The 16,083-nt window shown below is 59.4% G+C and carries 15 protein-coding genes and 1 pseudogene; 8 read left to right on the forward strand and 8 right to left on the reverse strand.

Annotation, left to right across the window (positions count from 1 at the left end; translation table 11 throughout):
- The 4 genes from BSU04_RS47265 to BSU04_RS43115 all read left to right on the forward strand — a co-directional run.
- A partial coding sequence (locus BSU04_RS47265) for a hypothetical protein (RefSeq protein WP_218827423.1) occupies positions 1-187 on the forward strand: 187 nt, incomplete at its 5' end.
- 624 nt (positions 188-811) lie between these two features.
- Positions 812-2,314, forward strand: coding sequence for an IS21 family transposase (gene istA, locus BSU04_RS43105; protein ID WP_089166284.1), 1,503 nt, complete (start codon positions 812-814; stop codon positions 2,312-2,314).
- A complete protein-coding gene (gene istB / locus BSU04_RS43110; protein WP_089166285.1) occupies positions 2,301-3,068 on the forward strand; it encodes an IS21-like element helper ATPase IstB in 768 nt (255 codons plus the stop codon). Before istA ends, istB begins: the two co-directional genes overlap by 14 nt.
- On the forward strand, positions 3,065-3,283 hold the full coding sequence (locus BSU04_RS43115) for a hypothetical protein (protein ID WP_089166286.1): 219 nt from the start codon (positions 3,065-3,067) through the stop codon (positions 3,281-3,283). Before istB ends, BSU04_RS43115 begins: the two co-directional genes overlap by 4 nt.
- 160 nt (positions 3,284-3,443) lie before the next feature.
- On the opposite strand, the gene BSU04_RS48425 is transcribed toward BSU04_RS43115, so the two are convergent.
- The 5 genes from BSU04_RS48425 to BSU04_RS43135 form a co-directional block, all read right to left on the reverse strand.
- Positions 3,444-3,572, reverse strand: a complete 129-nt coding sequence (locus tag BSU04_RS48425; protein ID WP_256983913.1) for a hypothetical protein — start codon at positions 3,570-3,572, stop codon at positions 3,444-3,446.
- 142 nt (positions 3,573-3,714) lie between these two features.
- Complete coding sequence (locus BSU04_RS43120) at positions 3,715-4,218, reverse strand: Mov34/MPN/PAD-1 family protein (RefSeq protein ID WP_089166287.1); 504 nt, start codon at positions 4,216-4,218, stop codon at positions 3,715-3,717.
- A complete protein-coding gene (locus BSU04_RS43125) occupies positions 4,215-6,026 on the reverse strand; it encodes a ThiF family adenylyltransferase (protein ID WP_089166288.1) in 1,812 nt (603 codons plus the stop codon). The genes BSU04_RS43120 and BSU04_RS43125 overlap by 4 nt, the downstream gene beginning before the upstream one ends.
- A gap of 6 nt (positions 6,027-6,032) precedes the next feature.
- Positions 6,033-7,235: a nucleotidyltransferase domain-containing protein gene (locus BSU04_RS43130; RefSeq protein WP_089166289.1), complete on the reverse strand. Its 1,203-nt coding sequence runs from the start codon at positions 7,233-7,235 to the stop codon at positions 6,033-6,035.
- A 12-nt stretch (positions 7,236-7,247) separates the two neighbouring features.
- The gene (locus BSU04_RS43135) at positions 7,248-8,912 is read right to left on the reverse strand and encodes an SAVED domain-containing protein (protein WP_089166290.1); all 1,665 of its coding nucleotides are present in this window, start codon (positions 8,910-8,912) and stop codon (positions 7,248-7,250) included.
- A gap of 350 nt (positions 8,913-9,262) precedes the next feature.
- Between BSU04_RS43135 and BSU04_RS43140 the strand changes: the two genes are divergently transcribed.
- A complete protein-coding gene (locus tag BSU04_RS43140; RefSeq protein ID WP_089166291.1) occupies positions 9,263-10,204 on the forward strand; it encodes a WYL domain-containing protein in 942 nt (313 codons plus the stop codon).
- A 224-nt stretch (positions 10,205-10,428) separates the two neighbouring features.
- Here BSU04_RS43140 and BSU04_RS43145 read toward each other — a convergent pair whose 3' ends face one another.
- Entirely contained in the window at positions 10,429-11,019 is a 591-nt protein-coding gene (locus BSU04_RS43145) for a 3'-5' exonuclease (protein WP_256983914.1), read from the reverse strand.
- Positions 11,020-11,236: 217 nt separating this feature from the next.
- Here BSU04_RS43145 and BSU04_RS43150 point away from each other — a divergent pair, with 217 nt between their 5' ends.
- Positions 11,237-12,040, forward strand: coding sequence for a hypothetical protein (locus tag BSU04_RS43150; RefSeq protein WP_089166293.1), 804 nt, complete (start codon positions 11,237-11,239; stop codon positions 12,038-12,040).
- A 390-nt stretch (positions 12,041-12,430) separates the two neighbouring features.
- On the opposite strand, the gene BSU04_RS43155 is transcribed toward BSU04_RS43150, so the two are convergent.
- Positions 12,431-13,453, reverse strand: coding sequence for a DNA-binding protein (locus tag BSU04_RS43155; protein WP_089166294.1), 1,023 nt, complete (start codon positions 13,451-13,453; stop codon positions 12,431-12,433).
- A gap of 142 nt (positions 13,454-13,595) precedes the next feature.
- Here BSU04_RS43155 and BSU04_RS43160 point away from each other — a divergent pair, with 142 nt between their 5' ends.
- Positions 13,596-14,789 carry a tyrosine-type recombinase/integrase gene (locus BSU04_RS43160; RefSeq protein ID WP_089166295.1) on the forward strand — a complete coding sequence of 398 codons (1,194 nt, stop codon included), beginning with the start codon at positions 13,596-13,598 and terminating at the stop codon, positions 14,787-14,789.
- Between the two features lie 122 nt (positions 14,790-14,911).
- Positions 14,912-15,349, forward strand: a pseudogene (locus BSU04_RS43165) (alpha/beta fold hydrolase); the annotation flags it as partial.
- A gap of 70 nt (positions 15,350-15,419) precedes the next feature.
- Here the strand turns inward: BSU04_RS43165 and BSU04_RS47270 are convergent.
- On the reverse strand, positions 15,420-16,083 hold a 664-nt coding region (locus BSU04_RS47270), incomplete at its 5' end, for a hypothetical protein (protein ID WP_218827424.1).

The raw sequence follows: 16,083 nt of genomic DNA on the forward strand, positions 1-16,083 counted from the left end.
TGTGAACGGCGGTCAGAATCCGACACCAGATGGCGGCGTCGATCAGAAATGCGAAACGATTCCTGTTCTGCAGAGCTGTTCGGTGCTTGTTGTCGACGGCATCGATGGGCGGTATCGGGTGCGTCGAAAGGAGCCCGAAGGGCGAGTGCAGACGCACCCCGGCGCGGCTCGTTTCAGGGAGGGGTGACGCAGGAGTCTGGATGCGGTAGAAGAAGGCTTACCGCCGAAGAAACAGGCCCGACACCGGCCTAAACTGCCAGGTCCAATCCGGTGTCGAGCCCAGCACGCGCACGACGGGGTACGGTGCCAGCAAAGTATTGCACGCCCGGTCAGCTCTGTCGATATCGCATCGGCATTGACGGGGATTGCCGATGCCGGCGTCAGGCCGCCTCTTTGTGTGCGCCCGCTGCCGGGCGCAGGTCATCGTTTGCCGCCGTTGTGACCGCGGACAGATTTACTGCGAAGGCGACTGCTCCCGAGCCTCACGCCAGGCAAGCTTGCGCGAGGCCGCTCAGCGCTATCAGCGCAGTCGCCACGGCCGGTTTGCGCACGCCGAACGAATGCGCCGCTATCGCAGCCGCCAGAATAAAGTGACGCATCACGGTTCCGCCGTGCCTGCCGCCGATGCTCTACTGGCACCGACTTCGACGACGTCGGCGGCCAGAGCAGCGGTACCCACCAGCGCTACACCTGTGCCTGAGCATTGCCATTTCTGCCACTGCGTCTGTCCGGGCTTCGTACGCCTCGGGCCGCTGCGCCGTCGTGTCTTCCGTGACGTTCGTACTGCTACTCACTGCAAAGGAAGGGACCCGTGACCATCGGAGTTGAACTCGAAGCGCAGATCCTGCGCTACTACCATGTCGAGAAGTGGCGTTGTGGCACCATCGCGCGCCAGTTGCACGTACACCGCGGAACCGTCCAGCGCGTGCTGGCGCAGGCTGGACTGCCCCGGATTGGCCCGGTGCTGCGGCCCTCGCAGATCGATGCCTACCTGCCGTTCGTCCATGAGACTCTGAAGAAGTTTCCGTCACTCACGGCCAGCCGGCTGTATGCGATGGTCTATGAGCGCGGCTACCGCGGCGGTCAGCACCACTTCAGACACCTGGTTTCGCTTCATCGTCCGCGCCCGATGGCCGAGGCGTACCTTCGGCTTCGCACCTTGCCTGGGGAGCAAGCTCAATGCGACTGGGGGAGCTTCGGCCATCTTCAGATCGGACGTGCGCGCCGACCCCTGATGGCCTTCGTGATGGTGCTGTCGTGGTCGCGACAGATCTATCTGCACTTCTTCCTCGATGCGCGCATGGACAGCTTCCTGGCCGGTCACGCCGGTGCCTGGGCGGCATGGTCCGGATTGCCACGTGTCGTCCTGTACGACAATCTTAAAAGTGCCGTGCTTGAACGGCGGGGCGACGCGATCCGCTTCAACCCGACGCTGCTCGCGTTCGCCGCGCATCATCGCTACGAGCCCCGTCCAGTGGCCGTATACCGGGGAAATGAGAAGGGTCGCGTCGAACGGGCTATACGGTTTGTACGCGAGAATTTCTTTGCCGCGCGCAAATTCGTCGACCTCGACGACCTCAATGCCCAGGCCGCCCTCTGGTGCGCTGGACCTGCAGCTGATCGACCGTGCCGGGAAGAGCCCACGATCACTGTGCGTGAGGCCTTCGCCCGCGAACAGCCCAGCCTGCTCGCCCTGCCGGCGAATCCGTATCCGTGCGAGCTACAACTGGCCGTGAGGGTCAACAAGACGCCTTATGTACGTTTCGACCTGAACGACTACACGATCCCACATACGCACGTGCGGCGCACGCTCACGGTACGGGCCGATCCGCGCCAGGTACGCATTCTCGACGGCGCCGATCTGCTCGCCACCCATGTGCGAAGTTATGATCGCGGCGCACAGATCGAAATTGCCACACATATCGACGCCCTCATTGCACGCAAACGCGAGGCCCGTCACCATCGCGGCCTCGACCATCTGGCCCAGGCGGCACCGGCCAGCCAGACGCTGATGCTGCGCGCCGCTGAACGGGGCGGCAATCTGGGCAACATCACAGCCAATCTTCTTCGCCTGCTTGACCGCTATGGCGCCTCCGAACTGCAGGCGGCCATTGAGGAGACTCTCGCCAGTGGTGCTGCACCTCACCCGAATCCGGTACGTCTGGCACTGGAGCGCCGGCGCGAGGCGCGCAAGCTGCCTCCGCCAGTGGCCATCCCGATGCCGGAACACGTGCGCAGGAAGGACACGCTGGTGACACCTCATCGGCTCGACATTTACGACCAGATCACGGGAGGCACTGATGAGCTCGCCTGATGATCTGCAAAACCGCGCGCACGCCTTGCGCCTGTATGGACTGCTGGCGCATTGGCCCGACGTGGCAGCCGAGCAGTGGGTTACGCCTCTGCTGCAGTGGGAAGAGGACGAGCGCGGTCGCCGCTCCCTGGAGCGGCGTATCCGTGATGCGCATCTAGGCAGCTTCAAACCGTTGTGCGACTTTGATTGGGCCTGGCCCAAGCGGTGCGATCGTGCCGCCGTCGAAGAGCTGATGGCGCTTGAGTTCGTCAAGGACACCGGGAACGTTGTGCTGATCGGCCCGAACGGCGTCGGCAAATCGACACTGGCGCTCAATCTCGCCTATCAGGCAATCGTACATGGCCACACTGCCTTGTTCACGACCGCAGGCGAGATGCTCGGTGAACTGGCCGCGCTCGATAGCGATTCGGCCTTGCGCCGCCGACTGAACCGCTATGCCTCACCCGACGTCCTCGTAATCGACGAGGTTGGCTACCTCTCGTACTCGAACCGCCACGCCGATCTGCTGTTCGAACTCGTCAGCAGGAGATACGGGGTTGCATCAACGGTGGTTACGACAAATCGACCGTTTGGAGAATGGCATGAGGTGTTTCCGAACGCGGCTTGCGTCGTTTCCCTTGTTGACCGACTGGTGCATCGTGCGGAAGTCGTCGTGATTGAGGGCGAGTCCTATCGCGTCAAGGAGGCGCGTGAACGCGCTGAGCAACGCACGAAGAAACGTACTGCGGCCAAGGCCGAAAAGAAGGCATCATGACGCGCCTTCATCTGCCTTCAGGAATTACTTGTGGGCTCGACTTCCTGATTCCGGACAACTGGTCCGCCGATCAGGCACTCGCCGTCATCGAACTCATCGACGATCTACGCGAGCGAATCTGCCTGCACTATCAGTTCGCATTGCACGAACTGCTACACGAACAACGCGCACCTCCCGTGAACGCTCACCTGAACGACGTCGACGATCCATTCTGATGACCCTCACTCGGCAGTAGGTGCCGGTAACGGCCCCTACTCGTTGACGCTCCTACTCAACCTTGTGCCGCCGTTTAGTGCCGGATTTGCGCCGCCGCTAACACATGCCCGTATCGGCTCATCCGCGCCCTTGGATGCGCCCCGTGCGATAGCGATTCGGTTAGGTGGCGAGGCTATCGGTCGCCGCACGAATTGTCACTGCCAGGTCGACGGCCACGCGCGGGCCGTCCTCGCTCACGTAGTCGATGATCGATAACAACTGCTCGTTTGCACAAGGCAAACCGAGCACGATCGGTTATCAACTGTTTGTGTTGAAAGACCGGTGGCTATCGCGCGGGGCGTTGGCTTAAGCGCCTGACGACAAACGTGTTTCTTCCCATGACTCGCTATGATCAGTGTTCGGCGCCAACCTCTTAACATAACACCCGCTTCTATTCGGCAAGTACGGTGCAGCTATCTTCGGATAGAGCTTCATGCAAGTCGATTCCATCGTCAACCCAGACACGCACGCCGGTGGGCGGTGGCGCAGTTCCGACAATGACGAAGACAATTCCTGCAAGCTGTGGCTGTGCCGCCAGCGCATGTTCGCGTGCCAGGCGACGATCTTCTGCCGACGGCGTAGGCCACGGTTCCGGATGCGTATGCCAAAAGCCAACGCAATGTAGTCCGCCCCTGAAAAGCGATTCGCGTTCGCTCCTTGCACGATCAGTGCTGAAGGTCACCCGCGCCCATGCAGCTCGTGTAGGCGTCAAAACCGTTGCAATTTCTGCGACGACAGGGTTAGCAGTGAGGTCTCTCGTGAATAGCTGGCCGACGGACTCTTTGCTCGAGCGCGAGCGCTGAACGTGACCGAGAAGTGTCCCGATGGCCGTTTCACTAAACTCTAGCGACCAGGCTGCACCGGGCAGACGATAATTAAGGATGCAATAGGTCATTCGCCGCGCAGCACTTTTGAGAGTTCTCGAGTCGTTGTTGCGCTGTCAGATTTCGACGCAGAGATGGGCACGATTGGACGCATCGTAACCGGCGCAGGCAAGGTAGCGAAGAACGCGCTCGAGCGGACCCATGACCATATTGTCGACGGTTGTGCTATGTCGTCGAAAACAGCAATTATGCGTTCTGCTGCGAACGCGGCGATCAGCTGGATGTCCGCGGCGCCGTACGGGTGGAAACCATCCGAACAGGCGGGCAAATCGACGCGCGTATCGCGGGCGGGAAGATCGCTGGCGTTGACCAGCGTGTCCGCCGGGTCGTCGACTGGCCACGGCACTGCGGACTGGGTCAATACGACGTGACCGGCACTGCAAAGTGGCTCCGTCCAGGCATGAATAATCGGGATATTGCCGAACAAGGTGGATCGCATGGTGGAGATGAAAGTTCGCACAGTCGATTCCGCAGTGCACTCCACCACCAGATCATATGCTCCTGGCGTGCAGTTCTTAGTGACCCAAGTAGGTGCGTCGGCGAGATAGCCCCGCACGTTCAGCCCGGGGACATCCGCTTTCAGTTGCCGGGCTAGCGCATGTGCTTTCGATTGCCCCACCTCGCTCAACCCCAGTTCGTGTCGACTGGTGTTTTCGACACCCATAAGCTGCGCGTCTACAATGTCAAGCTGGCCGATGCCACTACGTGCCAGTGCTTTTGCCAACGGACTGCCCAGCGAGCCGTTCCCCAACAACAGTACGCGCATTTTGCGCCTGGCGTGCAGGAGAGCGAGATCATGGTCACGGGCCAGTGCCCAATCCGCATCGACGCGAGTGATGAACACCGGCTCAACGGCTGGCGGTTGCAGTAGGGCCATTGCGGTGCCGAACACCTGGTATCCAAACATCACTCCGCCCTGCGCGAGGACGACGAGCAGCGGCGGCTGCCCGGGAGGTACTTCTGGACCGTCATTGCGGCGCTCCTTCTTTGACTTCTTCACCTTCGTCGGCGGAATCGCTTCCTGGCCGCGCACGGCTCGACTCGCCCAATTGACAAGCGAGCAATCGTGATTGGTGACCCGGCTCACAAGCATATCCAGCTCTTTGAACGACATTGGCCAGCTTGCTGGTGTCCAGCGCTCGTTGTCGTCGAGGCGTACGAACAGCGCACTGCCGCGCACCAGCGTTCCGCTGGCCCAATTGTGCCGCGCAGCGAGCTCCTGTGGATCGACCGACGCTGTCGTCGCTATCTGAAGCGCGTAGCGGCGATGCTTCGATCCGCTTGGGATGTACGCGGCGATGGTGCCCTCAGCCCATGCACCTGTTGCGCTGAAGTCGACGTAGGTTTGCTTCGCAACGGGACGGCTGTCCAAGGCCTTCCGACGACTGTTGCAGTAATGCAACCAATACGACGCTCGCTCGCTGTGAAACTGCTCCTCTATCCACTGCGGGTCACCTGCTTGACCGATCAACTGCCCGTTGAACGCTCGAAGCGCACGTTTGACAGCGCCAACGGGATCATCATAGTCCTCGGGAATCGGTGCGATCCCGATGCAAACATGGCCGTCAGATTCCACGTGCGGCACCTTCAGGAAGTGGCTCTTGTCAACATAGAGTTCGCACGGACTTGCTGGAAAGTCGGGTAAGAGCGCGACACGCACTCGTTTTACCGGAAGCGTGTCGTCCTGGAGGTCAACGTCCCAGGCATGCCCTTTCCCGCCGCCGAGGCGGCTGTCGCGCCTGGCCCAGGGCGAGCCAGATCCGAAGTCGAGCCAATCCCGTACTTTCTCGGCGGCCGTTTCGAACGGACTACGCTCCACGCGCGTTCAGCCCAACGTATTCGACGAACCTGTTCTCACAGGCTTGTCGGGGTTGGACCTCGTGAACCCATCGGCGCTGCCAATGAGGCCGTCGAGCACGCTCACCCTGGGTCGGCTGGCCTTCCACGCTTCGAGGCCGGTCGTACCAAAGATGCTGCGGATCCGGTCCTCGCTGGGTGCCCGATGGCTTTGATGCAGCAATGCCTCAAGGTCAGTCTCCAGCCGTGCGTGCCAGCGCTCGAACTCGAGAGCGCGAGCATCTTCATCGCTGTTCCATCTGTCAGCAAAATTTTCGCCCTTGAGCTTCGGATTCTCTACGCGCCAGCCTGTGTGGTCCTTCTGGATGTAATGTGGCATCGCTTCAACCAGAGCGAGAACGAGCTCAATGGGCGAAGAGAAGCTGGTCCTGCGTGCAGCGTACAGATCTGCGTAGGCATTTGTTGCTAGCGTGACGATGATGACGGAAATAGGCATCAAATCCTGTTTCGGGTTACCCCGATACATCGTGTCGCGGTGCAACTTCATGAGTTGTACCGTGCGGCGCAAGATGTCGTCCAGACCGATCTCTTCATCAGGCAACGGCGTGATGGTCGCTGAATCCATCACGGCTTTCATCAGCTGCCTCTCGAACTCGAAGCGCTTTGCCGCACGCATGCAGAACCAGTTGGCGAACTCCTCGGGATTGGAAGGCGCCCATCGGATATCTGGATCACGCACAGAAAGACTCGATCCCTCACGCCCCGTCTGATCGCGGACCGCGGGCGTCAGGTCAAAGTAGTAGGGCTTTCCGGGAAATTGCAGGCGCCAGCAACGACGTTTGGGGTCCGGCTTGCCCGTCACCGTCTCGTTGCCTTCGAGTGCCAGGCCAAACGCCTCGAACATCGTCTCGGGATCCGGCGAGTCGTATGCAGGTCCCGTCAGCTTCACCACCAGATCGAGATCGAATTTCACCGGATGTTGCTGGCTGATGGTCGTCTGCGTGCGCATCGAACCCTGCGGAAAGATGTGAACATCGTGGCGCGGAATGCTCAGTTTCTGCGCGAGGCGATCTGCGACTTTCTCGTAGTCTGCCACGGCGCTGGCGCGGTCCTCGGGGTTGAGCTCAAGGCGTTGCAACAGCTTCGCGATCAACTGCTCCCACTGCTGTGCCTCCGCGCGAGCGTTCAAGGACGCAATCAGGCGCTTCGAAAGAGACGGGTTGGTCGTCATGAGAATCCTCGGTCAGGGTTGGAGGGAGTGAGACTGCGCCAGCCCCGAGACCAATTCGCGGACGAACGTGGGGGTGATTTCGATGGTCGCCTTGTAGGCGGAACCTGGGCCTGCTGTCGCTTCGTGGCAGATGTACACAGCGTGATGCCGGGCCTGCATCTTCTGGCCCGTAGCAACCACCGCGGATGCCGGCGCGCTGACGAATAGATAAACCTTGCGAACGCGCCACTCATCCTGGAGCGTGCGCATGGCGGCGTCCACCGCGAGCCCCAGCAACTGTAGATCCTCAGGCTGCTGCATGCAGTCCTTGTCGAAGATCGGCCCAGTTATACGCAGAGTCGGCAATAAGAGTTCATCGCCTTGCGCGCAATCGGCAGGAAGGCGCGCGGCGCTAATGTCCGATGTGAGCGCCAGGATAAGCGTGGCTGCTTCGTGATCGCCGACATCAGGGCGAAGGACTTCCGTTTTGAATTTGTCCAGAGCGGGAATTGCATGCACCGCCGGCCACGCCCAACGCGTACCCGCACCGACCTTGTTGCGGTGAGGCTGGAACAGATGCGTTGCCTCGGTGTCCCCGAGCACGCGTCCCGCAAGCAGCAGGACAGACGTGCTGTGCATCGGAAAAACAGAGAGGCGCGGTCGCGCGGCACCAGCACGGGTGCCATTGAGCAACGTTTGCAACATCGGAAGGTCCAGCTTCATCTGCTGGAAAAGTGAGGTCCAGTAGGCCGCACTATGCACATCATGATGCTGGCCACCGGGATAGAAGTATCGTGCGGGCTTTGAGTCGTTGCTGCGTAACCCGGCACCCCACAGCGCATCATGCGCATCGTCCATGCTGAACTGCGCAGGCTGGCCAGCGATGTTGCCAACGATGGCGATGATTTCAGACGGCTTGTGCTGCAAGGTGTCAAGGAGGCGCCGAACTTCCGCGATGTTGTCTTCCCGCATCTTGCGCAGAACTGCAACCGTGTATTTCGCCGGATTGACCTTGTCGATCAGGCGATGACACTCGTCGCAAAGCAACATGAAATTGCCAAGGTCGGATGCAAGTTCCATCGATTGCGTCGGGTCGCCTCGCGGACCATCAGCGGAGGCCGCGACGATGTGCGCAAAGTAGCTGAAGCGCCCACGGCGGCCCGTCGCTGCGTGATGACGCAGGTCGCGCCCGCATCCAGCGAACTGGCAGCGGCACCCGGCGAGATAGTAAAGCTCTTCTTTGATACCCGGGGTCACGTTACCTTCGCGACCGCCCGTGACCCCGATGGAGTTCTTCAACCATTTCTGCAGTAAGGCCACCGTCATTCGGGCAGCCGACGCGGAGTCGGGATCAACCATCCAAGGCGTGCCTGCGACGTTTGCCCACGTCAGCCGGCCGCGCGTGAGTGGCCTGGCAGCCTCGACGGAAAGTTCACCCAATTCGCCACAGCACGCGAGTTCCCATTTGTTCTGCTCCGCCCGACGATGATGCACACAGACGGTGTACGCATTGGCCACCACGAGAATATTCCCCGCTCCCTGTGCGAAACGCTGCAACTCTTTGGCAAGTCCTTCGTCGTCAAGGATGGAAAGCTGCCCGGGTGGCTCGACAAGCGGCTGATGCCCATCGACAGGAGCTTCAGGCGCTGCCGCCACCGGATCGACCAACAACTCCACGGTTTCATCGATGCTACTCATGCGTCTGCCTGTAGGAGTGGAAAGGGGTGCCGTAAAAGCGCGACGACTCTTGCCTGTAGCACGGCGGTCGCGTCCGACCATGCGCGTGATGAAAGGCTCCTTTGACTGTGGTTCCTCTCATCCGGAGCTGTCCGCGCGTTCGCTCTAGCATTGCCGATCTACTGGTACCGCAAATGGTTGAACTGCGCCTTGCCACATGCCCGGCCGCAAAACCACCGCCTTTCCGTGACTCGGTTTGCCAAGGCAAACTGTTTAAAACATTGCGCAGGGATCATCATATATCATCATTTTGATTATATCAACTAGTCGTATCTATTTGACCATATCGAACTTTCGAGTATCATCGCGCCATGACTCAATCTTCCAGCCAACCGAATCGGGCGCTCCTTCAGCGCCTCCCGCAGGTCCAGCGCGAGCGCCTATCTCACATCGATTTCAAGCTCTTCTTTCTCGGCGAACTTAAGCGTGCCGACGTAGCGGACCGCTTCGGTACCGGGCCGGCCGCCGCGACGCGAGATATCGCTCAGTACAAGGAACTGGCGCCTGGAAATCTCGCGCTCGATAACACCGACAAGATCTATCGCCCGACCGAAAACTTCCTGCCCCTGTTCGATCACGCGCCCCAGCGGGTTCTCACTGCACTTTCGCGAGGCTTCGGCGAAGGGATCGGGGACGAACTCAAACCGATGGTGCGCTGCGAATTTCCGCTGGCCCTGAGCGTTCCAAAGATGTCGGTGCTTGCACCGATTACGCGCGCCATACATCGCGGCAAGGCCATACGGATGGGGTACACGTCCGTCGAAAGTGGGCACAACGAGCGTGAAATAGTGCCGACTGCCTTGGTCAACAACGGTATGCGTTGGCACGTCCGCGCGTACGATCGGCGACGCAAGGGATTCCGCGACTTCGTTTTCACGCGGATGGAAGACCCGGTTCTTCTTGAGGGCAGTGCGATTGCCGATGCGGAGAAAGTCGATCAGGACGCACAGTGGAACCGGATCATCGAGCTGGAACTGGTGCCACACCCTGCACACCCGAGGCCCGAGGTTGTAATGATGGACTACGACATGCCGGACGGAGTGCTCCGCGTCAAGGTACGCGCGGCAAATGCAGGCTACATGCTGCGCCGCTCGACAATTGACTGTTCACCCGATCACAGCCTCAGCGGTCCGGAATATGCCCTGTGGCTCAGGGATCCACTGGCTCTGTACGGAGCAAACAACGCACAGCTGGCCCCGGGCTACAAGGATCCCAATGCAGGCCCTGAAACCAGACCGATCAAGGCTTGGTGAATTTCATCTCGGCCTCGCGCCACGAACTATCGCGCGAGGCTAAATCCTGCGACTCCATGATCCGAAGAACCGACACGCGGAGGATTACGGTCCCGTGGCGGGAGGTAGGTGGTTAGGTCCTCTCTTTTGTATCGAAGCATTGTGCAGAGATATATCTAGTACAACCCCAAACTTGACACCATCCAGCCACGGATGGTCGAACACAACAGGTTCCACTTGCCGGCCTACACCTTCCCGTTTGATAGTTGCCGGATCAATCGAAACAGCTCCGCTTGATAGCGCGCATCATGCAGGGCATCGTGATTGCCCCCAAGTTGGGGATGCACTAGCTTCGCGATGGCACTGGAACGCGTGTCGCGCCATGAGCATCCTGTTACTCCCATGAAATACGCCTTGATATCCAGTGCGGTGAAACCAAACGGATTCTCGCCTAGAAAGCGATGGAAGTAATAGTTGACGAAAGACCAGTCGAACGGTGCATTCAGCCCAACAAACACAGGCGTTGCCCTGATCCCGCAGAGCTTTTGGATCCAATCAGCAAACCCGCTCATGGCGTCCTCTGGCGACTGGCCATCCTTTTCAAGTGCTTCGAGAGACAGTCCCGTGACCTTCAGCGCCTCGGATATATAGTTGCGGTTGATCGGACGGATTTCGCACGAAAATGCGCAATCCGGCGCGTCAACTGCGCATGCCCCGAGCGACAGCATGCTGTATTCGCCCGGAATCGGGCCAGCCGTTTCCACGTCAACCGAAATGAAGATCTCTTCGCGTTGAGACATTGCAGCATAGCCCCTTTTCAAACGTGCGTCAGGCAAACCCGTCCCGAGTCGTGAGCGGACATCCAGCACTGGGAAGGGGCAATACCGATACTGCTTGCTACAGGTGTGTAAATGTCAACTTTTCATCAGGGATCGCAGCACCAGTGCAGCGGGATACGAGCGTGTGCGGATAGGGACGCGTACCTTAAAATGCTTGCCCCAAGAGCTTCGAGGCTGGAGTTGGTGTCATTGAGACCATCGACCGGGAGATTCCTTGGACGTTTACCGCGCATGGGCTATTGTCGCAGGTAAGAACAAATTTTCTTTGAAAATAATGAACAATCCAAGAGATAAGCGTCGCGCAGAGGAAATTAAATCCGCCAACACTGAGACTCAAGAGCAAGTCGTTCGACGGACGAACAAGACATCGATGGTAATCGCGCTGATAGCTGCCGGCGCATCGCTTGGCGGGGCCACCTGCAATTATTTACTAACTGAACGAGTCCGAACAGACATCTCAGCGCAAACCTTAAATCTTCAAAAGCAAACTCTAGAACTAGATAGGATCAAGGTTGATCTGGCGAGAGCAGTACAACAAACAGCCGTAGCTAACTCGAAGATTGAAGAGGCCCGGCTTGCGTTGCAGACTAAGGTCGCCGACTCGGCCGCAATAATCGAGAGCAGAAAACTATCATTCTCGGGGAGAAATACCGATACGAATGAGGCTCGGCTGACGCCCGACATTGCAAAGCTGTTGAATGACCTGAGGCCCAGTCTAGCGATAAATTGCAGTATGTTTCGGCCCGACATCGAGCACTTGAGAATCGACTGCAACTTCAAGAGTCTGTCTGCCTTCAAGGTCCTGGTGACTCCAGGAGACATTTTTGCGAAAGATGCCCTCACAGGTACAACCATCCCGCATTGGTCAAACTCATTCGACGGTTTGGATTCGAATCAAGTGCTGAGCGGCGGAAGTGGCGGCGACTCTTTTTCGACGACTTTGTTGCCGTCTGCGCAGATGCTGAGAAATGTCATTGTCTTTGTCAAGTTCCGCGCTGTTACGGAGCCGACGGCCTAGCGGTTACCAAGCGCTTGGCGAAGGGTTATCTGACCCAGTCAGACCTCGACAATTCCTCCACTCAACTTTATACAAGCGGCGTGCGCGGAGATTTCGCGCTGTAACTGCAACCTGATTTCTGTTCACGATTTAAGTTGTTGGCGAGATAAGCGCGCAGGGTTAGAGCCGTCCGATTGATCGCAGCCTGCCGGAGCCGGCATCGTTCGCACACTCACGACATCGAGGTTCGCATACTACATCCCGTTTTACCCGCAGTCCGTCACGATACGCGCGATGGCGTCGAGATCGAAGTGGGCGCCGCCGATGAACGGAGGCAGGTGGGAACGACAGATGCCATCGATCTTCGAGATCCTCGGAAAAACGTGCGCGCGGTGAGGCGTGGGACAGGGTTTAGGCCCATCGCTTCTGCACGGGGACTTTGGGTGTGACGCGTCCACGCTTGCGGGTCTCAACCGAATGCCGCGAACGCTTCTGCGCAGCCGACTGACTCGCTGCGGTGTTCGCGAGTTGCAGCTTCAATGCGTCGAGTTCGGTGGCGTAGATGACGTTCGAACTACGAAGCGCTTCCAGATTCCCCTCCACGACGCCGGCATGATGACGCGCGTCCCCAAGCTGGGCCTGCAGCGCTTGAATCTCCTGTCGATGCCGGATCTCTCCCTGCTCGACCCTGCGCGTGGCGGCCTCCAGTTCCTGCTGAATGCGTGCGCTGCTGGTTCGTTCGCGGTCGATCTCGAGCAGCGTAAGTTTCTCGGTCGCGCGTAGACGCTCTTCTGTCAGCTCAGTGGCTCCGCGCAGCTTTTCCAGTTCGTCCGAAAAATCCCCCCTCGCCTGCACCAGTGCCCGGTCGCGCGCGCCGATCTCATCTTGCTGTCGCGTGATCTCGGTCTCAAGCGCCTGACGCGTCGCCTCTCCCGCGGCCTGCGCCTGCTCAAGATCACGAATGCGCACCTGCGCGGCCAGCAGCGCGCTGGTGCGCTGCTCCAGCGCGGTCTCGGTGCGGCCCAGTTCCGCCCGCAGTGACGCAACCGCGTCTCGCGCGGCGACCTTCTCCCCTTCAGTCTCCGTCCGCAACGCGTCGAGCGCCGCCTGCGCTGATGCGGTCGACCGGGTCCACAGCGTCGCGACGAGCTCTCCAGCAGCAGCCTGCAGGTCGGCCGGCAGATCAGGATGGTCAATTCGTACGCGGCTTTTCTCGCGCAGTTCGGTCCAGAACTCGCCCAGTACCTGAGTCGGCGTGCTCATGCTGCCCCGCTTCACTAACTGGTACAAACGGTTCGCGGTCGGCGTGATGCCGAAGCGGAAGAACAACAGCGCGCAGACCTCGCGGTACAGCTCGCGGGTCTTCGTGAACTCGGCCTTTAGGCGTTCGATTTCAGCGGCGATGCGGCTTTCGTCTGGCAGGACATCGGACATGAGATCGGTTTTAGAAGGAATAGAGTAAATAATAAAACGTAAACCGATTTATACCTAACGCATGATCAGCTTAATTTAGACATTATGACGATAATGTCAAGTAAAATGACACATTCTCTGAATTGGCTACGTCTCACCCCATATGCCCTTTCCTGAGCCCCTCCGCGTGTCCGACGGCACCCTGGTGCCGATCGAGAACTTGTATCTCCCACCAGAGCTCGACGGCAGCCTCGGCACGAACCGCGCGCTCGGCGCCCGGCCTCAAATTGCGGCCCAAAACGACGTCGACGCGATCCGGGCGTGGCTCGCGCGCTTCGTGGACACGAAGGCGACCTTTGATACCTATCGAAAGGAGTCCGAACGGCTGTTGCTGTGGTCGACCACCGAACTGCGCAAGCCGCTCTCCTCTCTCACACACGAAGACCTCCTTCTCTACCGGCGGTTTCTGGCGGACCCGCAACCGGCGCAACGCTGGGTCATGACCGGACGCAAAGTGGCCCGCGCCGACCGATCCTGGCGGCCGTTCGCGGGACCCCTCTCCCCCGCGAGCGAGCGACAAGCGTTTGTGATTCTGAATACGCTGTTCGCGTGGCTGGTCAACGCGGGCTATCTGGCCGGCAATCCCCTGTCTCTATCGCGTCAGCGTGCGCGTAGGGCGAAGCCGCGCGTGACGCGCTTCCTCGAGGACGATCTTTGGCAGGCCGTCAAAACCTCAATCGACGCGATGCCCCGTGACACCGCACGGGAGCAGGAGCACTACGCACGCGTGCGCTGGCTGATCTCGATCCTGTATCTGATGGGTCTGCGTATCTCGGAAGTCGTGAGCAATCCGATGGGGGGCTTTTTTAGACGGCGGGACCGCGAAGGCCAGGACCGATGGTGGCTGGCGATCACTGGCAAGGGCGACAAGGAACGTTTGCTGCCGGCGACGACCGAACTGATGATGGAGCTGACACGCTATCGCCGACACTATGGCCTTGCTCCCCTGCCCTATGGTGGTGAAACGACACCCCTGCTGTTGCCGATCGGTGGCACACCCCGGACTATGACACGCGGCGCCGTGCACCTGATCATTAAGCAGGTGTTCGACAATGCGATCGACCATCTACAGTCAACGGGGGAAGCGCATGAGCGCGCAACAGAACGGTTGCGCCAAGCGTCGGCCCATTGGCTGCGGCACACAGCGGGCTCGCACATGATGGATGGGCAAGTTGACCTCCGATACGTGCGTGACAACCTAGGGCATGAATCGATCTCAACAACCAGCCAGTACCTGCATGCGGACGACGATGATCGGCACCGTGCAACAGAGGCGGGACTGAGACTCAACTGGTAGCAAGATGACTAGCATTCGAAGCTCGGCATAAGCAGGCCTGTGACCAGTTGACAACGAGAGCCTTCGTATTCAAAGGTCGATGTGGCAGATTGCGCACGAAGTAGCGCTACGGCTGATGTCCCAGGGGCGCCCGCGCTATTACACCTTTTCTTAGGGGATATGTGCTAACACGCTTCCTTGCATCGACAACCCTTCGTTCGGGCCAGCAGGCAGCGCTTATGGCAGACCTGTTGTCGCTGCTCGATGCGCTTCAGGTTGAACAGGTCGTGCTGGGCGGTTATGACTGGGGCGGCCGGGCAGCATGCGTCGTGGCGTCGCTGTACCCCTCGAGAGCGCGAGGGCTGGTTTCGGTCAACGGCTACAACGTCCAGAATAAAGCCACCGACATGCGGCCAGCCAGCCCGGAAAAGGGACATCAACTCTGGTACCAATAATATTCTCATAGTGAACGCGGCCGGGCGAGACAGACTGAAAACCGGCGCGCGTTCTGTCACCTCTTATGGTCTTTATGGTCGCTGAGCTGGCGCTTCGACGACGACACCTACGCGCGCTCCGCAGCTTGTCTATAGCGCGCAACCACATAGGCGTTTCGCTTCTTCCACAAAGCATGGCGCTCACATCAGGCGCGCCCTAGCCCGTCCCCTTCACGAACTCGTCGGTACGCGCCACGGTGGTGGCTATGTTTAAAACCTCGCGATCCCAGCGTTTGTAAAATTCGTGCATTGCTCTCAGAACCCTACCGGGCCTCTGTTCCACACTCGCGCGCAGAACTTCCACCGCAGCATAAAACAACGGATCGACGAAATATTGTCCTTGAAAGTTGGTCAACTGGCCGCTTTCCAGCAAGCTGGCTGCCTTCCCAATTCGAGGAAAGCAGATCAAGCTCGGGACCTCGCCATATCGGATCATCAGCAGGTAACGCCAGCGATGTCCAGGTGCAAGGGAAGCGGGCAACAATTCCACGCTGGTTTCCATGTGCCCGCACTTCCTGAGGAAGTTATATACGACTAGGACCCGCTCTTTCGCATTGCCTGCGATGAGCACATAGTGTGCGGTCGAGGTCACTGGTTGACCCCCGTCGTCGTTCACCCTGCTATCATCGCATTGGAGCCCAAGGACCTCCATCAAGTGCCGCTGTGCATCAGAGTTCAACGACTCCGTCCCTGCAAGGTAGCGGTCCAGCGCAGGTTTCGTGACCGCTATCCGTTTCGAGACTGCCAACACTGGCTCTGGCCAACAGCCAAGCAAAGCAGCAACAATCTCACGGCAGGTGCCCTCATCCACGATCGTCTCC

Origin of the sequence: Caballeronia sordidicola, from assembly GCF_002220365.1 — a bacterium.
Classification (GTDB): domain Bacteria; phylum Pseudomonadota; class Gammaproteobacteria; order Burkholderiales; family Burkholderiaceae; genus Caballeronia; species Caballeronia sordidicola_C.

Coding starts and splice junctions, on each gene's coding strand:
- istB (WP_089166285.1), top strand. CDS start 2,301: ATGAGCTCGCCTGATGATCTGCAAAACCGCGCGCACGCCTTGCGCCTG.
- BSU04_RS43115 (WP_089166286.1), top strand. CDS start 3,065: ATGACGCGCCTTCATCTGCCTTCAGGAATTACTTGTGGGCTCGACTTC.
- BSU04_RS43120 (WP_089166287.1), bottom strand. CDS start 4,218: ATGACCTATTGCATCCTTAATTATCGTCTGCCCGGTGCAGCCTGGTCG.
- BSU04_RS43130 (WP_089166289.1), bottom strand. CDS start 7,235: ATGACGACCAACCCGTCTCTTTCGAAGCGCCTGATTGCGTCCTTGAAC.
- BSU04_RS43135 (WP_089166290.1), bottom strand. CDS start 8,912: ATGAGTAGCATCGATGAAACCGTGGAGTTGTTGGTCGATCCGGTGGCG.
- BSU04_RS43140 (WP_089166291.1), top strand. CDS start 9,263: ATGACTCAATCTTCCAGCCAACCGAATCGGGCGCTCCTTCAGCGCCTC.
- BSU04_RS43155 (WP_089166294.1), bottom strand. CDS start 13,453: ATGTCCGATGTCCTGCCAGACGAAAGCCGCATCGCCGCTGAAATCGAA.
- BSU04_RS43160 (WP_089166295.1), top strand. CDS start 13,596: ATGCCCTTTCCTGAGCCCCTCCGCGTGTCCGACGGCACCCTGGTGCCG.